The 14,213-nt window shown below is 69.5% G+C and carries 16 protein-coding genes; 3 read left to right on the top strand and 13 right to left on the bottom strand.

Annotated elements, in window-relative coordinates:
* Nucleotides 1–38: 38 nt before the first annotated feature.
* Nucleotides 39–497: a MarR family transcriptional regulator gene (locus AB0J16_RS54470; RefSeq protein ID WP_357639270.1), complete on the bottom strand. Its 459-nt coding sequence runs from the start codon at nucleotides 495–497 to the stop codon at nucleotides 39–41.
* A gap of 218 nt (nucleotides 498–715) precedes the next feature.
* Here AB0J16_RS54470 and AB0J16_RS54465 point away from each other — a divergent pair, with 218 nt between their 5' ends.
* Entirely contained in the window at nucleotides 716–1,642 is a 927-nt protein-coding gene (locus tag AB0J16_RS54465) for a cation diffusion facilitator family transporter (RefSeq protein WP_358555607.1), read from the top strand.
* Here AB0J16_RS54465 and AB0J16_RS54460 read toward each other — a convergent pair.
* The 12 genes from AB0J16_RS54460 to AB0J16_RS54405 all read right to left on the bottom strand — a co-directional run bounded on the left by AB0J16_RS54460 (nucleotide 1,639) and on the right by AB0J16_RS54405 (nucleotide 12,943).
* The gene (locus AB0J16_RS54460) at nucleotides 1,639–1,815 is read right to left on the bottom strand and encodes a hypothetical protein (RefSeq protein ID WP_225291654.1); all 177 of its coding nucleotides are present in this window, start codon (nucleotides 1,813–1,815) and stop codon (nucleotides 1,639–1,641) included. The two genes, AB0J16_RS54465 and AB0J16_RS54460, sit on opposite strands and share 4 nt — an antisense overlap.
* Before the next feature lie 9 nt (nucleotides 1,816–1,824).
* Nucleotides 1,825–2,412, bottom strand: a complete 588-nt coding sequence (locus AB0J16_RS54455) for a 4'-phosphopantetheinyl transferase superfamily protein (protein WP_358555669.1) — start codon at nucleotides 2,410–2,412, stop codon at nucleotides 1,825–1,827.
* An 18-nt stretch (nucleotides 2,413–2,430) separates the two neighbouring features.
* Nucleotides 2,431–3,216 (bottom strand): hypothetical protein, encoded by a 786-nt coding sequence (locus tag AB0J16_RS54450; RefSeq protein ID WP_358555605.1) that lies wholly within the window; start codon nucleotides 3,214–3,216, stop codon nucleotides 2,431–2,433.
* Nucleotides 3,213–4,553, bottom strand: a complete 1,341-nt coding sequence (locus AB0J16_RS54445) for an MCE family protein (protein WP_358555602.1) — start codon at nucleotides 4,551–4,553, stop codon at nucleotides 3,213–3,215. The genes AB0J16_RS54450 and AB0J16_RS54445 overlap by 4 nt, the downstream gene beginning before the upstream one ends.
* Before the next feature lie 28 nt (nucleotides 4,554–4,581).
* Nucleotides 4,582–5,628 carry an MlaD family protein gene (locus AB0J16_RS54440; RefSeq protein WP_358555599.1) on the bottom strand — a complete coding sequence of 349 codons (1,047 nt, stop codon included), beginning with the start codon at nucleotides 5,626–5,628 and terminating at the stop codon, nucleotides 4,582–4,584.
* Nucleotides 5,625–6,656 (bottom strand): MCE family protein, encoded by a 1,032-nt coding sequence (locus tag AB0J16_RS54435; protein WP_358555596.1) that lies wholly within the window; start codon nucleotides 6,654–6,656, stop codon nucleotides 5,625–5,627. The genes AB0J16_RS54440 and AB0J16_RS54435 overlap by 4 nt, the downstream gene beginning before the upstream one ends.
* A complete protein-coding gene (locus AB0J16_RS54430; RefSeq protein WP_358555666.1) occupies nucleotides 6,653–7,678 on the bottom strand; it encodes an MlaD family protein in 1,026 nt (341 codons plus the stop codon). The genes AB0J16_RS54435 and AB0J16_RS54430 overlap by 4 nt, the downstream gene beginning before the upstream one ends.
* A complete protein-coding gene (locus AB0J16_RS54425; RefSeq protein ID WP_358555593.1) occupies nucleotides 7,678–8,736 on the bottom strand; it encodes an MlaD family protein in 1,059 nt (352 codons plus the stop codon). The genes AB0J16_RS54430 and AB0J16_RS54425 overlap by 1 nt, the downstream gene beginning before the upstream one ends.
* A gap of 1 nt (nucleotide 8,737) precedes the next feature.
* The gene (locus AB0J16_RS54420; protein WP_358555590.1) at nucleotides 8,738–9,757 is read right to left on the bottom strand and encodes an MlaD family protein; all 1,020 of its coding nucleotides are present in this window, start codon (nucleotides 9,755–9,757) and stop codon (nucleotides 8,738–8,740) included.
* A 4-nt stretch (nucleotides 9,758–9,761) separates the two neighbouring features.
* Entirely contained in the window at nucleotides 9,762–10,616 is an 855-nt protein-coding gene (locus tag AB0J16_RS54415) for an ABC transporter permease (protein WP_358555587.1), read from the bottom strand.
* A complete protein-coding gene (locus tag AB0J16_RS54410; RefSeq protein ID WP_263655046.1) occupies nucleotides 10,616–11,401 on the bottom strand; it encodes an ABC transporter permease in 786 nt (261 codons plus the stop codon). Before AB0J16_RS54410 ends, AB0J16_RS54415 begins: the two co-directional genes overlap by 1 nt.
* A 156-nt stretch (nucleotides 11,402–11,557) precedes the next feature.
* Nucleotides 11,558–12,943: an aminopeptidase P family protein gene (locus AB0J16_RS54405; RefSeq protein WP_358555584.1), complete on the bottom strand. Its 1,386-nt coding sequence runs from the start codon at nucleotides 12,941–12,943 to the stop codon at nucleotides 11,558–11,560.
* A gap of 148 nt (nucleotides 12,944–13,091) precedes the next feature.
* Between AB0J16_RS54405 and AB0J16_RS54400 the strand changes: the two genes are divergently transcribed.
* Both AB0J16_RS54400 and AB0J16_RS54395 read left to right on the top strand, forming a co-directional pair.
* Nucleotides 13,092–13,520: a CBS domain-containing protein gene (locus AB0J16_RS54400; RefSeq protein ID WP_357639239.1), complete on the top strand. Its 429-nt coding sequence runs from the start codon at nucleotides 13,092–13,094 to the stop codon at nucleotides 13,518–13,520.
* Nucleotides 13,521–13,617: 97 nt separating this feature from the next.
* Nucleotides 13,618–14,202 carry a hypothetical protein gene (locus AB0J16_RS54395; protein WP_358555581.1) on the top strand — a complete coding sequence of 195 codons (585 nt, stop codon included), beginning with the start codon at nucleotides 13,618–13,620 and terminating at the stop codon, nucleotides 14,200–14,202.
* Nucleotides 14,203–14,213: the final 11 nt, after the last annotated feature.

The following is a 14,213-nucleotide window of genomic DNA, read 5'->3' as shown; positions in this document are numbered from 1 at the left end:
CGCCGTCGGGCATATCGGTTAGGTGTCGGCGTGGCCGTTCAGCGTAGCTTCTTCAGGTGCTCGACGATCGGCTCGTAGGCGGCCACCAGCGCGTCCAGCTGGTCGTCGGTGAGCCGGTCGACGAAGTGCTCCCGGACACTGGTCACGTGATCAGGCGCGACCCGCTCGATCGTGGCCCAGCCCTCGCTCGTCAGCACCGCGAACGTGCCCCGCCGGTCGTCGTGGCAGTCCTCCCTGACGACCAGTCCCTTGGCCTCCATACGGGAGATCTGGTGCGACAGCCGGCTGCGCGACTGGATGGTCGCGTCGGCCAGATCGCTCATCCGCATCCGGTGGTCGGGACTCTCCGAGAGATTGACCAGGATCTCGTAGTCGTTCACCGACAGGGCGTGCTCCTGCAGCTCGCGGTCGAGCCGATGCATGAGCAGCTTGTGCAGCGCCAGGTGGGTACGCCAGGCACGCTGCTCGGCGGGGGAGAGCCAGCGAGGCGCGCTCATCGAGACTCCTCGAGCGTGGATACCCCCGTCTTCAGGCGAGGGAGGAGGTCAAGATCTCCAATCTAGCGCACATAGGCGCCGGCCTCGCAGTCCGTGTGACCTCGCAGTCCGTGGAACGCCGCAGGCTCTATGGCGGACCGCCGGACGAGGCCCCGCCACGCCGCCGGACGCGGCCCACCATGCCGCCAGGGGTAACGCGCGTCATAGAGTGACCCGTCGTGGCGGACAACTCGGGTGAGAGTCTGGGCACCGTCCTGGTCGCGGGCGGTGCGAACCTGGCCATCGCGGTGGCCAAGCTGATCGCGGGCCTGATCGGCGGTTCGGCGGCGATGCTGTCGGAGGCGGCCCACTCGGCCGCGGACACGGTGACGGAGCTCCTGCTCCTGGTCTCCGTACGCCGGGGCCAGCGGCCCGCCGACTCGCGCCACCCCTTCGGGCACGGCAAGGCGGGCTTCTTCTGGGCGATGATGGCGGCCGTCGCGACCCTGGTCGGTGGCGCGGGGTTCTCCATCACCCATGGCGTGCACGAGATCAGCCACGGCGAGCGGCTCGGCAACCTCATCCCGTCGTACATCGTGCTGGCCCTCTCCTTCGCGATCGAGGGCGTGTCCTTCCTCAACGCGCTCGCGCAACTGCGCAGGGAGGCCCGCAGGCATGACGTCAGCCCGTTCCGGCTGGTCTCGATCACCTCGGACACCGCGCTGAAGGCCGTCGTGTACGAGGACGCGGCCGCGCTGATCGGGCTGGTGATCGCGGCGCTGGGTCTGCTCGGCTACCAGGTGACCGGCTCGCCCGTGTGGGACGGCGCGGCGTCGATCGCGATCGGGGTGCTCCTGCTGGTGGCCGCGCTCACGCTGATCCGGTCGAACGTGTCGCTGCTGATCGGCCAGTCCGCTCCGGGCCCGGTCGAGGAGGAGATCCGCGCGGTGCTGGCGGGGCAGCCCGAGGTGGAGAGCGTGGTCGAGCTGCTCACCATGATGCTGGGCCCGGGCCGCTTCCTGGTGGCCGCGAAGATCGACTTCCGGGACGACGCGACGGCCGCGGGGGTGGAGATCGCCTGCGACGAGCTGGAGCGCTGGCTGCGGGATCGCTATCCCGGCATCTCCCAGGTGTTCCTGGATCCGACTCCCACTCGGCGTCGTTAGTCCAGGGCCATGACCACGGCGAGGCCGACGACGTGCATGAGCACGACGGCGACGATCAGCGAGACGAACACGAACTTGGCCGGCCCGTGCTCGAAGGTCTTGCCCTCTTCGAGCGGCTTGCGCTTGGCCATCCGATCGGCGATTCGCTCCTCGACTGACTTGCTGTAGAACATGCCTCCATTTTATCCGACCAGAGGCAGCTGCTCGGCTGGTGAATCTGTGATGACGGCCACTACGATGTCGCCCTCGGCGGTCCATTCGAGCAGGTGGCGGCCCGTCACGTCGGCGTCGGTGGCCCGCAGCCCGTCGATGGTCAGCTCGCCGCGCTTGATCAGGGCCTCCTTGCGGGTCCAGCGCCTGATCAGCTCTTCGTTGGTGCTGACCGCCGCCAGTTCCCGCTCGGTGAGCGCCCGGCCCGCGAGCAGCCGGTCGAACGGGCCCGGCGGCACGCGTTCGGCGTCGATGCCCACCCGGCCCGCACCGGCCGCCGCGCAGACGTAGCCGCGCGTGTGGCTGAGGCTGACGCCCAGGGAGGGGGCCTGTTCGATGTATGGGCGGCCGTGGCCGGGGCCGTGTATCTCGCAGTGTTGTAACAGGGTCAGCCCGGCCGGGTCGGTGTCGAGCACCGCCGCGGCGCAGAGGCGTACGAGCAGGTGGGCCGCCGTGAACGAGCGGCGGTCGGGCTCGAACGCGAACCTGGCGGCGCGCGCCCGCTCGACGTCGGTCAGCCAGTCTTCTGGGGCGAGCACCTCGTCGGGGCGCCCACCCATCGCCACGGGGCCGATCGGTCAGTCCTTTTTCTTGGTGCCGCTGTCCAGGTTGTACTGGTCCTCTTTGGCCGCGCCGAGCACGGTCACGTCGTGGACCTTCCAGACGCCCTTCTCCTTGACCAGGCTGATCTTCAGATGGGAGTCCTTGACCGAGCGTATCGCCTCCGAGGTGTTCACCTGCTGGTCGACCACGACGATGGCGTGCGCGGTGGCCTCGTCGACGTCCGAGAGGTAGACCTCGCGGACGTTCGCCTGCGAGACGGCCTTGAGCTTGACGATGACCTGGGCCATCGCGCCGCCGAACGCCTCGTCGTAGGTGGCCAGGAAGTCGCCGGTGGCCTGGGCTGTCAGCGTGGCGCGGGTGGCCTGGAGGTTCTGGTAGTCGTAGCTGAGCAGCGCCTTGCCGAACGAGCTCGCCGCGCCTGAGACCTCCAGTCGCAGGGCCCGCTCGCTCTCCAGCCGGGCCAGCGAGTCGCGGGCCTGGCTCGCGGAGATCCACTGCAGCGCCGCCGTGGCGGCCAGCGCGGCCACCAGCAGGGCCACCACCGCCACCAGGATCCGGCCACGCCCCAGCCCCGACCGCCCAGCAGCGACCACCCCACCGCCGTCCGAGGCACCGGTGTCGGAGGGGACGCCGTCCGAGGGGCCGCTGTCAGAGGAGGCGCCGTCCGAGGGGCCGGTGTCCGAGGCCGCGCTGGCCGAGGGCTCCCCAGGCGGCCCGTTCGAGGTGGTCGGTGATTCTGCCGCTGGGGCCTCCTCCGTGGCGCTCCGCTGGTCCTCCGCGAGGTCCTGCTTGGTGGTCATGACTTCTCCTCACGGCGGCGGGCGGCCCGGCCCACCGCGATCCACCCCAAGATGCCACCACTCGCCGCCACCGCGAGGAAGATCGCGACGATCAGCGGAGCGGCGTCCACCGGGGTACGGGACGCGGGCCCGGAAGCCGCGGCGGGTGACTTCGCGCCCGCCGCCTCCGGGGTCCGCTCGGGCTGTGCGGTGGCCTTGGCCTGGGCTTCCGGCCGCCTGGTCTGCTCTGCTTCGGTGTCTTTCCTGGGATGGTCGGCGGCGTCTTCCGTACGGACCGGCTCGTCCGTCGCGCGGTCGGTGCAGGCGCGCAGGCGGGGCACGGTGGGCGGGCCGACCGGGCCCGCGTACTCCTCCGCCGGTTGCGGCCCGCCTGGGACGCTGAAGATGAACGACGCCTTGCCGTACACCGTGTTCCCCTCCCTCACACTGATGTCGTCCGCCAGGCTCAGCGCGGTCGGCACGATGCTCAGCAGGTGGTGCACGTTCCGCTCGGTCTCGGCGGAGAACACCGGTTTGTGCGGCAGGCCCGCCGCGGTCAGCAGGCACGACAGGCCCGGTCTGGCCCGCTTGATGGCCTGGTCGAGCTGCCCGAACACGCCGGGTCCCTGGTCCAGGAAGGCGTCGAGGTCGCTGCGCGAGTCGCGCAGCGTGGCCGTCACCGTGCTCAGGTCCGTGATGCCGGAAGCCAGCTTGTCCTTCCTGCCCGCCAGGGTGTGGGTGAGCTGGGTGAGCTGCACAGACAGGTCGTCGAGCACCTGGGAGTTGTCGGCCAGCGTGCCGGTCAGGTCGTGCGCGTCCTCGATGATGTCCCTGATCGACGACGACCGGCCGTCCAGCGCCACCGCCAGCTCGTGCGTGATCGTCTTGGCGTCCTTGGGCGGCACCGCGGACAGCAGCTTACCGACGCCCTCGAACAGCTTGCGGTAGTCCAGCGGCACCGTGGTCTTGGACAGCGGGATCACGTCGCCGGCCGCGAGCGTCGGGCCGTTCACGCCGGTCACGGGCGGCGACAGCTCCACGTACGGCTCGCCGACCGCGGACTTGCGCCGTACCTCGGCCGTGGCCGCCTTCGGCAGCCGGACCTCCTTGTCGATGTCCAGACCCACGACGATCTTGCCGGGCGCCAGCCGTACGTCCCCGACCTTCCCCACCCGCACACCCAGGTAGGCGACGTCGAAGCCGCGGACCAGGCCGGGGGAGGAGACGAACTCCGCCGACACCCGGTAGGGCTGGGTGATCGCGTCGAGCTTGATGATCGTGCTGAACGCCCAGATCGTCATCACGATGCCTAGGACGACGAAGAAGCCAAGGTTCAGATAGATGCGGCGGTTCCTCATCGCGACGGCCCCCAGAGCAGATAGTTCCTCATCGCGGCGGCTCCCAGAGCAGGCGGAAGTCCGCGACCCGGTTGGGCAGCAGACCCGTCTTGCCGTTCGGCAGCAAGCCCGTCTTGCCGTTCGGCAGGAGTCCCTTGTGCCGCGGCGTCAGCAGGCCCTTCAGCCACACGTAGATCAGCACCTGGCCGTTGACCGTGATCGGCGGCGTGTCGATGAACGCCTGCAGCTTGGCCACCAGCGCCTTCAGGTCCTCCTTGCCGCGCAGCATCGAGGAGGTGATCGCGTCGAGCTCGCGCAGCAGCGTGCGCAGCCGGGCGGCGTGCCGCGGGTAGACCGTGAGGTTGGCCTCCTTGGCCAGGTCGGTCAGCGCGATGATGGCCGTCTTCACGTGCTTGCGGCCGTGCGCGATGCGGGCCGTGGCCGCCGCCAGCGTGCCGGGCAGCCGGTCCAGCTCCTTGCTGCCCTTGGCGAGCTGGTCGCCCAGCTTGGCCAGGGCGTCCACGGTGGTGGCGATGTCCTGGCGGGCGGCGGCGTAGGTGTCGGTCACCTCGGCCGTCTGCTTGATCAGCTTGTTGACGTCGGCGCCCTTGCCGGCGAACGCGGTCGAGGCGGCGTCGAGGATGGCGTTGACGTCCTGTGTGCCGAGCGCCTCGATGAGCGGCCCGGCTTTCGCGGTGACCTGCTCGATGTCCGGTTCGACCGAAGTGTCGGTGATCGTGGCGCCGCTCTTGAGGTAGGGGCCCTTCGACAGGTCCTTGCCCGGGGGCGGCGTGAGCTGGACGTAGTTCTCGCCCAGGACCGAGGTCTTGGCCACCGTCGCGGTGCTGCCTTCGGGCACCGGGTGCTCCGGCGTGATCGACATGGTCACCCTGGCCTGGTAGCCCTGCAGCCGGATGCCGGTCACCGTGCCCACCCGTACGTCGGAGATCTGCACGCTGTGCCCGGCGACCAGGCTCTGGACGTCGTCGAAGGTGGCGTTGATGGTCAGATCGCCGCCGGTGGCGCCGAGTGTCTGGAGCGAGCAGGACGCGGTGATGCCCAGCGCGAGCAGCCCGGACAGGACACGTGCCTTCATCGGTTCTTCTTCCCCTTCTCGAAGGGGCAGTTGCTGAGGCCGGCGGGCAGGCACGGGACCTTGCCGAGGTTCAGGGCGTCGAACAGCGGGGTCAGCCAGGCCCTGGTCATCGCGTTGAGCACCACGCGGATCTTCAGTACGTGCTGCTTCTTGTCCCAGGAGTCGATCAGGATGTCGGAGAAGTCGGCCGCGCCCTTGATCGCCTGGGCCATCGACGCGCTGTTGGCCCGGACGGTCAGCACCAGCTCGGCCAGTGTGCCGGCGGCCTGGGGGAGCCGTTCTGAATAGGCTTCGATGATCACGTCGCCGCGGCGCACGAAGTCGGCCATCCCCGCGATGAACGTCCGCAGCCGCCGCCGCTCCTCGGCCAGGATGGCGCTGGCCTCGGCGAAGGAGTCGATCGCGCCGGTCACCTGGCCCTGCCGCTTGTTGAGGCTGGTGGCCAGCTTGTTCAGGCCCTTGGCCAGGTCGATGAGCTGCTGGTCCTGCTTGGCCAGCGTGTCGGTGAGCCGCGCGGTGTCGGCGAGCGCGTTGTTGACCGTCTTGCCGCGGCCCCTGACGCCGTCGGCGAGGTCGCCCGCGACGTCGCCCAGCTTGTCGGAGTCCAGCGCGTCGGTCAGCTTGGTGAACGCGTCGAGCGCGTCGTCGATCTCCACCGGCAGGTCGGTGCGCTCCAGCGGGATGGTGGCGCCGGAGGCGATCCGCTGGTCGCCGGGCTTCCAGGGCGGGTAGAGGACGACGTTGCGCTCGCCCAGGGTGTTCTGCGGCGCGACCACGGCCTTGACGTTCGCGGGCAGCGGCACCTCCCGGTCGACCGACAGCTCGACGCGCACCTTGTCGCCGTCGATCCGGATGCTCGTCACATATCCGGCGTCGAGCCCCATCACCTTCACCCGCGCCTGCTCGTACAGGGAGGGCGCCTTGCTGAAGATCGCGGTCAGCCGGTACGGCTCGGGGCCGAGCAGCGTGCACCCGCCACTGGCCGCCAGCAGCGTGCCGGCCAGCAGGGCCGCCAGTAAACGGGTCATCGGTCGTTCTTCCTGTCCTTGGCGATGGCGCCGAGCACCTCCGGGTCGATGGGGCCCAGGCCCGTGGCTATGGCCTCGAGCCACGGGCCTTGGCCGCCCATCGTGGACAGCCCGGAGAACGTCGGGCCGGCCCACGCCAGGAGCGCGTTGAACTCCTTGTTGCCGCTGTTGAGCTTGGTGGTGATCGCGCCGGTGTCGTCGAGGACCTGGACCAGCGTCTTCTCGTGCTCGTTGATCAGCCGGGTGGTGCTCTGGACGAGGTCGCTGCCGTCGCCGAGCAGCGCGCGCAGCTCGTTGCGGCGCGAGCGCAGCTCGTTCAGCATGACCTCGATGGCGTCGATGAGCCGGCCGAGCTGCTTGTCCTTGCGCTCCAGCACGTTCATGATCTTGGTGCCGTTGTCGAGGAGCTTCTGCAGCTGCGGTTCGCTCTGGCTGATGGTGTCCGACAGGTCGCCGATGTTCTTCAGCAGCTTGGTGATCCGGCCGCGCTTGCTGATGTCGACCTTGCCCAGTTGGGTGAGCAGGTCGTCCACGGCCTTGGTGTCGAGCTTCTGGACCAGGTGGGTGGCGTCCTTGATGGCATCGTTGATCAGCGTGGGGACGCCCGTCCGCGTCACCGGGATCCGGCGCTGCGCCTCGGGGAGCTGGTCGACGTACGGGGCGGTGACCGGGCCCGACAGCTTGACGTAGCGGCCGCCGAGCAGGTTGGACAGCGTGATGTCGGCCCGGGTGGCGCGGCCGAGCCGTACGTCGGTGTCGACCTTCCAGGTGACCACCACGTTGCCCTGGCCGTAGTCGGGCCGTACCTCGGTCACCTTGCCGACCCGCACGCCCGCGACCCGCACATCGTTGCCGGTGCGCAGGCCGCCGGAGTCCACGAACGTGCCGGACATGTAGTAGCCCCCTTCGAGCAGCCCGAGGCTGCCGACGAGGAAGGTGGCCACCAGGATCGTGCCGATCACCGCCAGCGAGATCAGGCCGACGACGATCTTGTTGCGGTCGCGGAAGGACTTGAGCGCCATCACTCACCGACCATGAGCTTCTGCAGGTCCTTCGAGCTCTGGATCCGCGTGCTGCCGCGCAGTGGGGGCGGCGTCTTCATCGGGTACGGGCAGGGCGCGGCGCTCAGCGCCAGGCACGGGACCGCGGTGATGAAGTAGTGGCCGCGATCGACGCTGGAGTAGGCGCGGGCCAGCAGCGGCTGGAAGGTGCCGATCGTCTTGTCGATCTCGTTCACGTGCCGCCTGATGCCGCCGGTCAGCCCGGAGAGGTTGTCGACCAGCGCGCCCAGCTCGTCGGCGTTCTTGCCGAGCACCTGATCGGAGGTATGGACGGTGGTCGAGAGTTGCACGATCGCGTCGTCGATCAGCTTGCGGTTGCCGGCGAACGCCTCGGAGAGGGTGACCAGGTTGTCGACGAGCTGCTCGATCTGCTTGTCGCGCTGGGCGACCACGCCGGTGACGGTGGCGTAGTCCTTGAGCAATCGCTGGATAGTCTGCTTGCGCTCGTTGATCGTGCCGGTGATGGCGTTGACGTTGTCGAGCAGCCGGGGGATGTTCTTGTCGTTGCCCTTCAGGGATTTGGCGGCGGCGGTGAGCAGCTGGTTGATCTGGTCGGGGTCCAGGCTGCGGGTCAGCGGGCCGAGGTCGCTCACCAGCTGGCCGATGTCGACCACGGACGAGGTGCGGACGACCCGAGAGCCGGGGGCCAGCCGGCCCGGCGCGGTGCCGGGGAGCAGGTAGACGACCCGCTGGCCGACCGCGTTGCGCCACCTGATCGCGGCCTCGGTGTCCGACGGCACCCTGACGGCGTCCTGGACCTCCATGGTGATCTCGGCCCGGCCGTTCACCACCTTGATCGTGTCGACCTGTCCCACGGGCGCCCCGGCGATCTTCACCTGATCGCCCTCCCGCAGCCCGGACACATCATCAAATGTCGCGACTAATTGGTATCCGCCGCCGGTGCTGACCCGGGCGATCTGCACCGTGATCACCACGATCAGCGCCACCGTCAAGCCGACGAACAGCACCACGCGCAGCAGCGTCCACCGGCGGGCCACGCGTTCCCTGGACAGCGCCACGTCAGTCCCTCCCGTCGGTGGGTCCGCAGGAGCCGACGACGAGCTCGCAGATGTCGGTCGAGACGAACGCCTCCACCTGCAACTGGCGGGCGCCGCCGGGGCCCGGCGCCTCGATCAGCTTGTTCAGCAGGTCCACCAGCCGGTTCAGGCCGCGTACGCCGTCACCGGCCAGGCCGAGCTGGGCGTAGATGAGCGAGGCCACCCGCTCGCCCGAGTGGACGGCCGCCCGCAGGTCCTGCCGGTGCTTGCGCAGGCCGTGCGCGCTCAGGTCGGAGACCGAGGTGACCTCCTGGAGCAGGACCCGCACCTTGTCGGCCCGTTCCAGCAGGTCGGGGGTGATGACGTTGACGTCGGAGGAGATCGCCACCAGCTCGTCGCCCTTGTCGGACAGCGCGGTGGACAGCCCGGCAGTGTCATGCAGGAACTGCCTGGCCCGCGCGCGCTGCCGGTGCGCGACATCGACGACCGTGCCCGCGTCGTCGATGAGCTCGCGCAGCCGCTTCCCTTCGCCGTCGAGCCCCTGGGCCAGGGTGTGCACGATGACGGTGACCTCGCGCGGGTCCACGGCGTTCAGGCCCCGGTAGGCGGCGCCGAGCGTGTCGGACAGGTCGAGGGCCTGCTCGGTCTGGGTGATGACCGCGCCGCCGGCCAGGTAGGGGCCGGTGGTCTCGCCCGCGCCGAGCTTGAGGTCGACGAACTTGGGCCCGAACACCGACGACGGCTCGATGGCCGCGACAGTGGTGCTGGGCAGCCTGACGCCGGGCTCGATGGCCATGCTCACCACGGCCTTGCCCTTGGCGTCGAGGGACACCTTCGTCACGTCGCCGACCGTGATGCCGCGGATCTTGACGGGGGACTGGGTGTCCAGGCCCTGACCGGACCGGGCGAAGACGGCGTCGATCCTGGTGCCGTTGATCTCCGACGCGGTCCGTACGATGAAGATCGTCGTCGCCGCGAGCACCACGATGAGCGCGAGCGCGATGCCCGCGCGGACGGGCAGGGAGAACTCGTCGCGACCCATTCATTCACCCCGTCAGCTTCACGCTGCCGCCGTTACCCCAGAACAGGTACGACAGCAGCAGGTTGAGCAGGACGATCGTGACGATCGACTGACGGATCGCGCGGCCCGCCGCCACGCCCACGCCGACCGGGCCGCCGGTGGCGTAGAAGCCGTAGTAGCAGTGGATGACGACGACGGTGAAGGCGAACACCGCCACCTTGGTCACGCTGAACACGATGTCGCTGACCGGCAGATACAGGTAGAAGTAGTAGTCGTAGACGCCCGGCGCCAGCCCGAACAGGACCGTGCTCATCAGCCGGGTGGCGAAGAAACTGGCGAACAGCGCGATCAGATAGATCGGCACCAGCGCCAGCAGCGCCGCCACGACCCGGGTGCAGATCAGGTAGGTGAAGGCGTTGATGCCCATCACCTCCAGCGCGTCGATCTCCTCGGAGATCCGCATCGCGCCCAGTTCGGCGGTGAAGGACGAGCCGACCTGCGCGGCCAGCGCGGTCGCGGCGATGATCGGGGTGATCTCGCGTACGTTGGCGAAGCTGCCGACCAGGCCCATGAACGACTCGGCGCCGATCGCCTGCAGCCCCTGGTAGCCCTGCAGGCCCACGGTCGCGCCCACGACGAAGGCCATGGTGAACACCACGAAGATCATGCCGCCGCCGATGACGGTCGCGCCGACGCCCACGACCACGTCGCTGACCTGGCGGATGACGACCTTGAAGTACTTCAGCCGGAGGATCACATCGCGGACGGAGTAGAACAGCACCTTCCACACGAACAGCGGCCAGTTGGCCAGGGTCGCGAACCGCTCGGCCCATTCGCGCCCGCTGACGGCGAACCTGAGGCCGGCCGTACGTGAGACCATCACAGCGCCTTCGGCGGGTAGGCGAGGAAGTAGACGGCGGAGATCACGTAGTTGAACGCGAACACCAGCATGAACGTGACCACCGTCGACTGGTTGACCGCCCGGCCCACACCGACGGGGCTGGTGGCGCAGGTCATGCCCTTGTAGCAGGCGACGGCCGCGGCGATGAAGCCGAAGATCCACGCCTTGAACAGCGTCACGTACAGGTCGGAGCCCACCACGAGCGACAGCGCGCCGTCGAAGTAGGCGCCGGAGGTCACGCCCTGGACGACCACGTTGAAGAAGTAGCCGCCGCTGGCCCCGGCCAGGATGACCAGCGGGCACAGGCAGACCGCGACCGTGCTGGCCGCCCACATGCGCGGCGTCACCAGGCGGTGGATCGGATTGACCGACATCACCTCCATCGCGCTCAGCTCGTCGCGGATGTGCCGCGCGCCGATGTCGGAGGTCATCGCGCTGCCGCCGGCTCCGGCGATCAGCAGGGCGCTGGCCAGCGGCGCGACCTCCCGGATGAGCCCGACGAACACGGCGCTGCCGGTGGCGGACGCCGCGCCGAGCTGCCATGCCAGGTCACCCACCTGCAACGCCACAGTGGCGCCGAGAGGTAAGGAGACGAGCAGCACCGGCACGCTGGTCACGCGGGCCAGGAACCAGCACTGGTCGACGAACTCCCACCACCAGCTCCGGACGTCCCAGCTGCGGCGCAATCCCTCCAGGACGATGACGAAGAGGTCACCCACCTGGCCGAGCACGGACACAGCCTTGCGGCCAACGTATCCGGACAACTGACCACCTCGTGGAACCAGCCGACTACGGAAGCAGTAACCCTACTGACGGTCCGTCTAGTAAGTCGATGCTTTCGCTGGAATTTGAGGAAAAGGTATGAGACCCAGGTCACAGGTTGTCAGCCCGCTACGAAACGTGATCGCCTCGTAACCGTTTCAGCTCAGCAGGTCGCCCATCCAGGATTCGACCTCGGCGGGGTGGCGCGGCAGGGCGGCCGACATCAGGCGCGCGCCGTCGGCGGTGATCACCAGGTCGTCCTCGATCCGGATGCCCAGCCCCCGGAACTCCGCCGGCAGGGTGAGATCGTCGGGCTGCAGGTACAGGCCCGGCTCGACGGTGAGCACCTGGCCCTCCTCCAGGACGCCGTCCAGGTAGACCTCCGAGCGCGCGCGGGCGCAGTCGTGCACGTCCAGACCGAGCATGTGGCCACTGCTGCAGAGCGTGTAGCGGCGGTACAGGCCCGACTCCATCAGCGCGTCCGGCGAGTCGCGCAGCAGGCCCCAGTCGTGCAGGCCCTCGCTGATGACCCGCATCGCCGCCAGGTGGAAGTCGCGGAAGCGGGCACCGGGCTTGAGCGCGGCGATCCCGGCCGTCTGCGCCTCGTACACCAGCTCGTACGCCTGCCGCTGCACGGGACTGAAACGGCCGGACAGCGGCAGCGTGCGGGTGATGTCGGCCGTGTAGAGGGTGTCGGACTCGACACCCGCGTCCAGCAGCAGGAGTTCGTTCGGGTCGAGGCGGCCGTCGTTGCGGATCCAGTGCAGCACGCACGCGTGCGCGCCCGAGGCCACGATGCTGTCATAGCCGGCCGCGTTGCCCTCCAGGCGCGAACGGAGCCCGAACACGCCCTCCAGATAGCGCTCGCCCCGAGGGTGCCCGAGCGCGGCGGGCAGCGCGCGTACGACGTCTTCGAAGCCGCGCGCGGTGGCGTCGACCGCCGACTGCAGCTCGCCGATCTCCCACGCGTCCTTGATCAGCCGCATCTCCGACAGGAAGCTCTCGAACTCCGCGTCGCCGGGCAGCAGCGCGTCGACCGCCGCGTCCACGCCGCCCAGCACCCTGGCGGGCCCGGACAGCGACAGCTCGCGGATGTGGGCGCAGCCGATCTGATAGAGCTCGGCCGCCTCCTCCAGGTCGGGCCGCCGCCCCACCCAGAACTCCCCATAACGCCGGTCGCGGTAGAACTCCTCGCCGTCCTCGCGCGGCGAGCGCGGCCTGAGGTACAGCGTGGCCTCACCCGACGGCTCGATGACCAGCACGTCGCCCGGCTCGCCCGCGCCCGTCAGATAGGAGAACGCGCTGTGCGGCCGGAAGCGGTAGTCGCTGTCGTTGCTGCGCACCTTCAGCGTCCCCGACGGCACGACGAGCCGCTCACCGGGGAAGCGGGCGGCGAGCGCGGCGCGGCGCCTGGCCGCCCAGGGCGCGATCGGCAGCGCCGCCACGTCGGTGCGCCGGGTGTCGGCCCAGCCCGTCCGCATGAACGCGGTCAGCGCCGCGGTGACGGGCAGATCATGGCTGCCGGTATTGAGCGGCTCTGTCATCACGCATCCTGTTTCACAAGCTCCATGTACGGCATGCAGCCTACGGGAACGCTTGACGATGCCCCTACCTGCTTGCTTGCCTGAGAGGCACACGGGTGGAGCGCTTAGCCGGAGCCACCCGGGGTAACTGAGAGCCGAGGTGGTTCAGATGCTCATCGGGACAATCCTGCGCGGCAAGGGAAGCGCGGTGATGACCGTGGCTCCGGAAGCCACGGTCCGCGAACTCCTGACCAAGCTCGCCGAGCACAACATCGGCGCCGTCGTGGTCTCCGCCGACGGCGTGACGATCACGGGCATCGTGTCCGAGCGCGACGTGGTCCGCCGCCTGCACGACCGCGGCGCGGCCGTGCTCGACCAGCCCGTCTCCGCGATCATGACTTCGGAAGTACGCACGGTCGGCCCGCACGACAACGTCGACGAGCTGCGAAGGACCATGACCACACACCGGTTCCGGCACATGCCCGTCGTCGAGGACGGGCGGCTGGTCGGCATCGTGAGCATCGGTGACGTGGTCAAGAGCGCGATCGAGGAACTGGAGACGGAGAAGGCGTCGCTGGTCGACTACCTCCACCGTTGACACGGATGGGACGCTTGTCCCCGTGATGTACGGGCCTCCTCCCGAATACCCTCCGTCTCCGGAATATCCCCGGGCGACGAGCAGTCCGACCATCATCGTGCTCGTTTCCGGGCTGACCTGCTTACTCGGGTTCCTGCTCGGATACTTCACCGGGCTCGACTCGGGGGAGGCGACGGCCGCGCCCGCGGAGACGCCTCCGGTGACGATGACGATCGGCGACTCGACCCCGCCCGCGGACCAGGGGACGGACCCGTCGGCTCCGGCGGGCGCCCCCACGTCGGATCCGTCGGCCCCGGCGGGCGCGGTCACGTCGGCTCCGGTGGCCCTGCCCGGCACCGCCACGTCCGGTCCGGCCGCCTCCACCCCGGCGGGGACATCCGCGCCGTTGGGTACGGCCGCGCCGACGGGGGCGGCCGCTCCCGTGGGCTCGGCGGGGCCGCCGGGCGCCCTCGGCGGCATGCGGACGCTCATCGTGGGCGTGGACATCCAGCCCGGCACCTACCGTACGACGGGTCCCGCGACCGCCACGGACACGTGCTACTGGGCCCGGATGAAGAGCACGTCCGCCCAGCTCGGCGACGTGATCGCGGCGGACATGCCGAAGGGTCCCGCCACCGTGACGATCCTGGCCACCGACAAGGCGCTCCAGACGGGCGGCTGCGCCCCATGGACCAAGTCCTGACGTGCTTGGAG

Source organism: Nonomuraea sp. NPDC049750, from assembly GCF_040659625.1.
Lineage (GTDB): Bacteria > Actinomycetota > Actinomycetes > Streptosporangiales > Streptosporangiaceae > Nonomuraea.
This window is presented reverse-complemented; position numbering and strand designations above follow the sequence as displayed.

Excerpts from the sequence above, each read along its gene's own strand:
- AB0J16_RS54470 (WP_357639270.1), bottom strand. The coding sequence starts at position 497 with ATGAGCGCGCCTCGCTGGCTCTCCCCCGCCGAGCAGCGTGCCTGGCGT.
- AB0J16_RS54460 (WP_225291654.1), bottom strand. The coding sequence starts at position 1,815 with ATGTTCTACAGCAAGTCAGTCGAGGAGCGAATCGCCGATCGGATGGCC.
- AB0J16_RS54455 (WP_358555669.1), bottom strand. The coding sequence starts at position 2,412 with ATGGGTGGGCGCCCCGACGAGGTGCTCGCCCCAGAAGACTGGCTGACC.
- AB0J16_RS54450 (WP_358555605.1), bottom strand. The coding sequence starts at position 3,216 with ATGACCACCAAGCAGGACCTCGCGGAGGACCAGCGGAGCGCCACGGAG.
- AB0J16_RS54445 (WP_358555602.1), bottom strand. The coding sequence starts at position 4,553 with ATGAGGAACCGCCGCATCTATCTGAACCTTGGCTTCTTCGTCGTCCTA.
- AB0J16_RS54440 (WP_358555599.1), bottom strand. The coding sequence starts at position 5,628 with ATGAAGGCACGTGTCCTGTCCGGGCTGCTCGCGCTGGGCATCACCGCG.
- AB0J16_RS54435 (WP_358555596.1), bottom strand. The coding sequence starts at position 6,656 with ATGACCCGTTTACTGGCGGCCCTGCTGGCCGGCACGCTGCTGGCGGCC.
- AB0J16_RS54430 (WP_358555666.1), bottom strand. The coding sequence starts at position 7,678 with ATGGCGCTCAAGTCCTTCCGCGACCGCAACAAGATCGTCGTCGGCCTG.
- AB0J16_RS54420 (WP_358555590.1), bottom strand. The coding sequence starts at position 9,757 with ATGGGTCGCGACGAGTTCTCCCTGCCCGTCCGCGCGGGCATCGCGCTC.
- AB0J16_RS54415 (WP_358555587.1), bottom strand. The coding sequence starts at position 10,616 with ATGGTCTCACGTACGGCCGGCCTCAGGTTCGCCGTCAGCGGGCGCGAA.
- AB0J16_RS54405 (WP_358555584.1), bottom strand. The coding sequence starts at position 12,943 with ATGACAGAGCCGCTCAATACCGGCAGCCATGATCTGCCCGTCACCGCG.
- AB0J16_RS54400 (WP_357639239.1), top strand. The coding sequence starts at position 13,092 with ATGCTCATCGGGACAATCCTGCGCGGCAAGGGAAGCGCGGTGATGACC.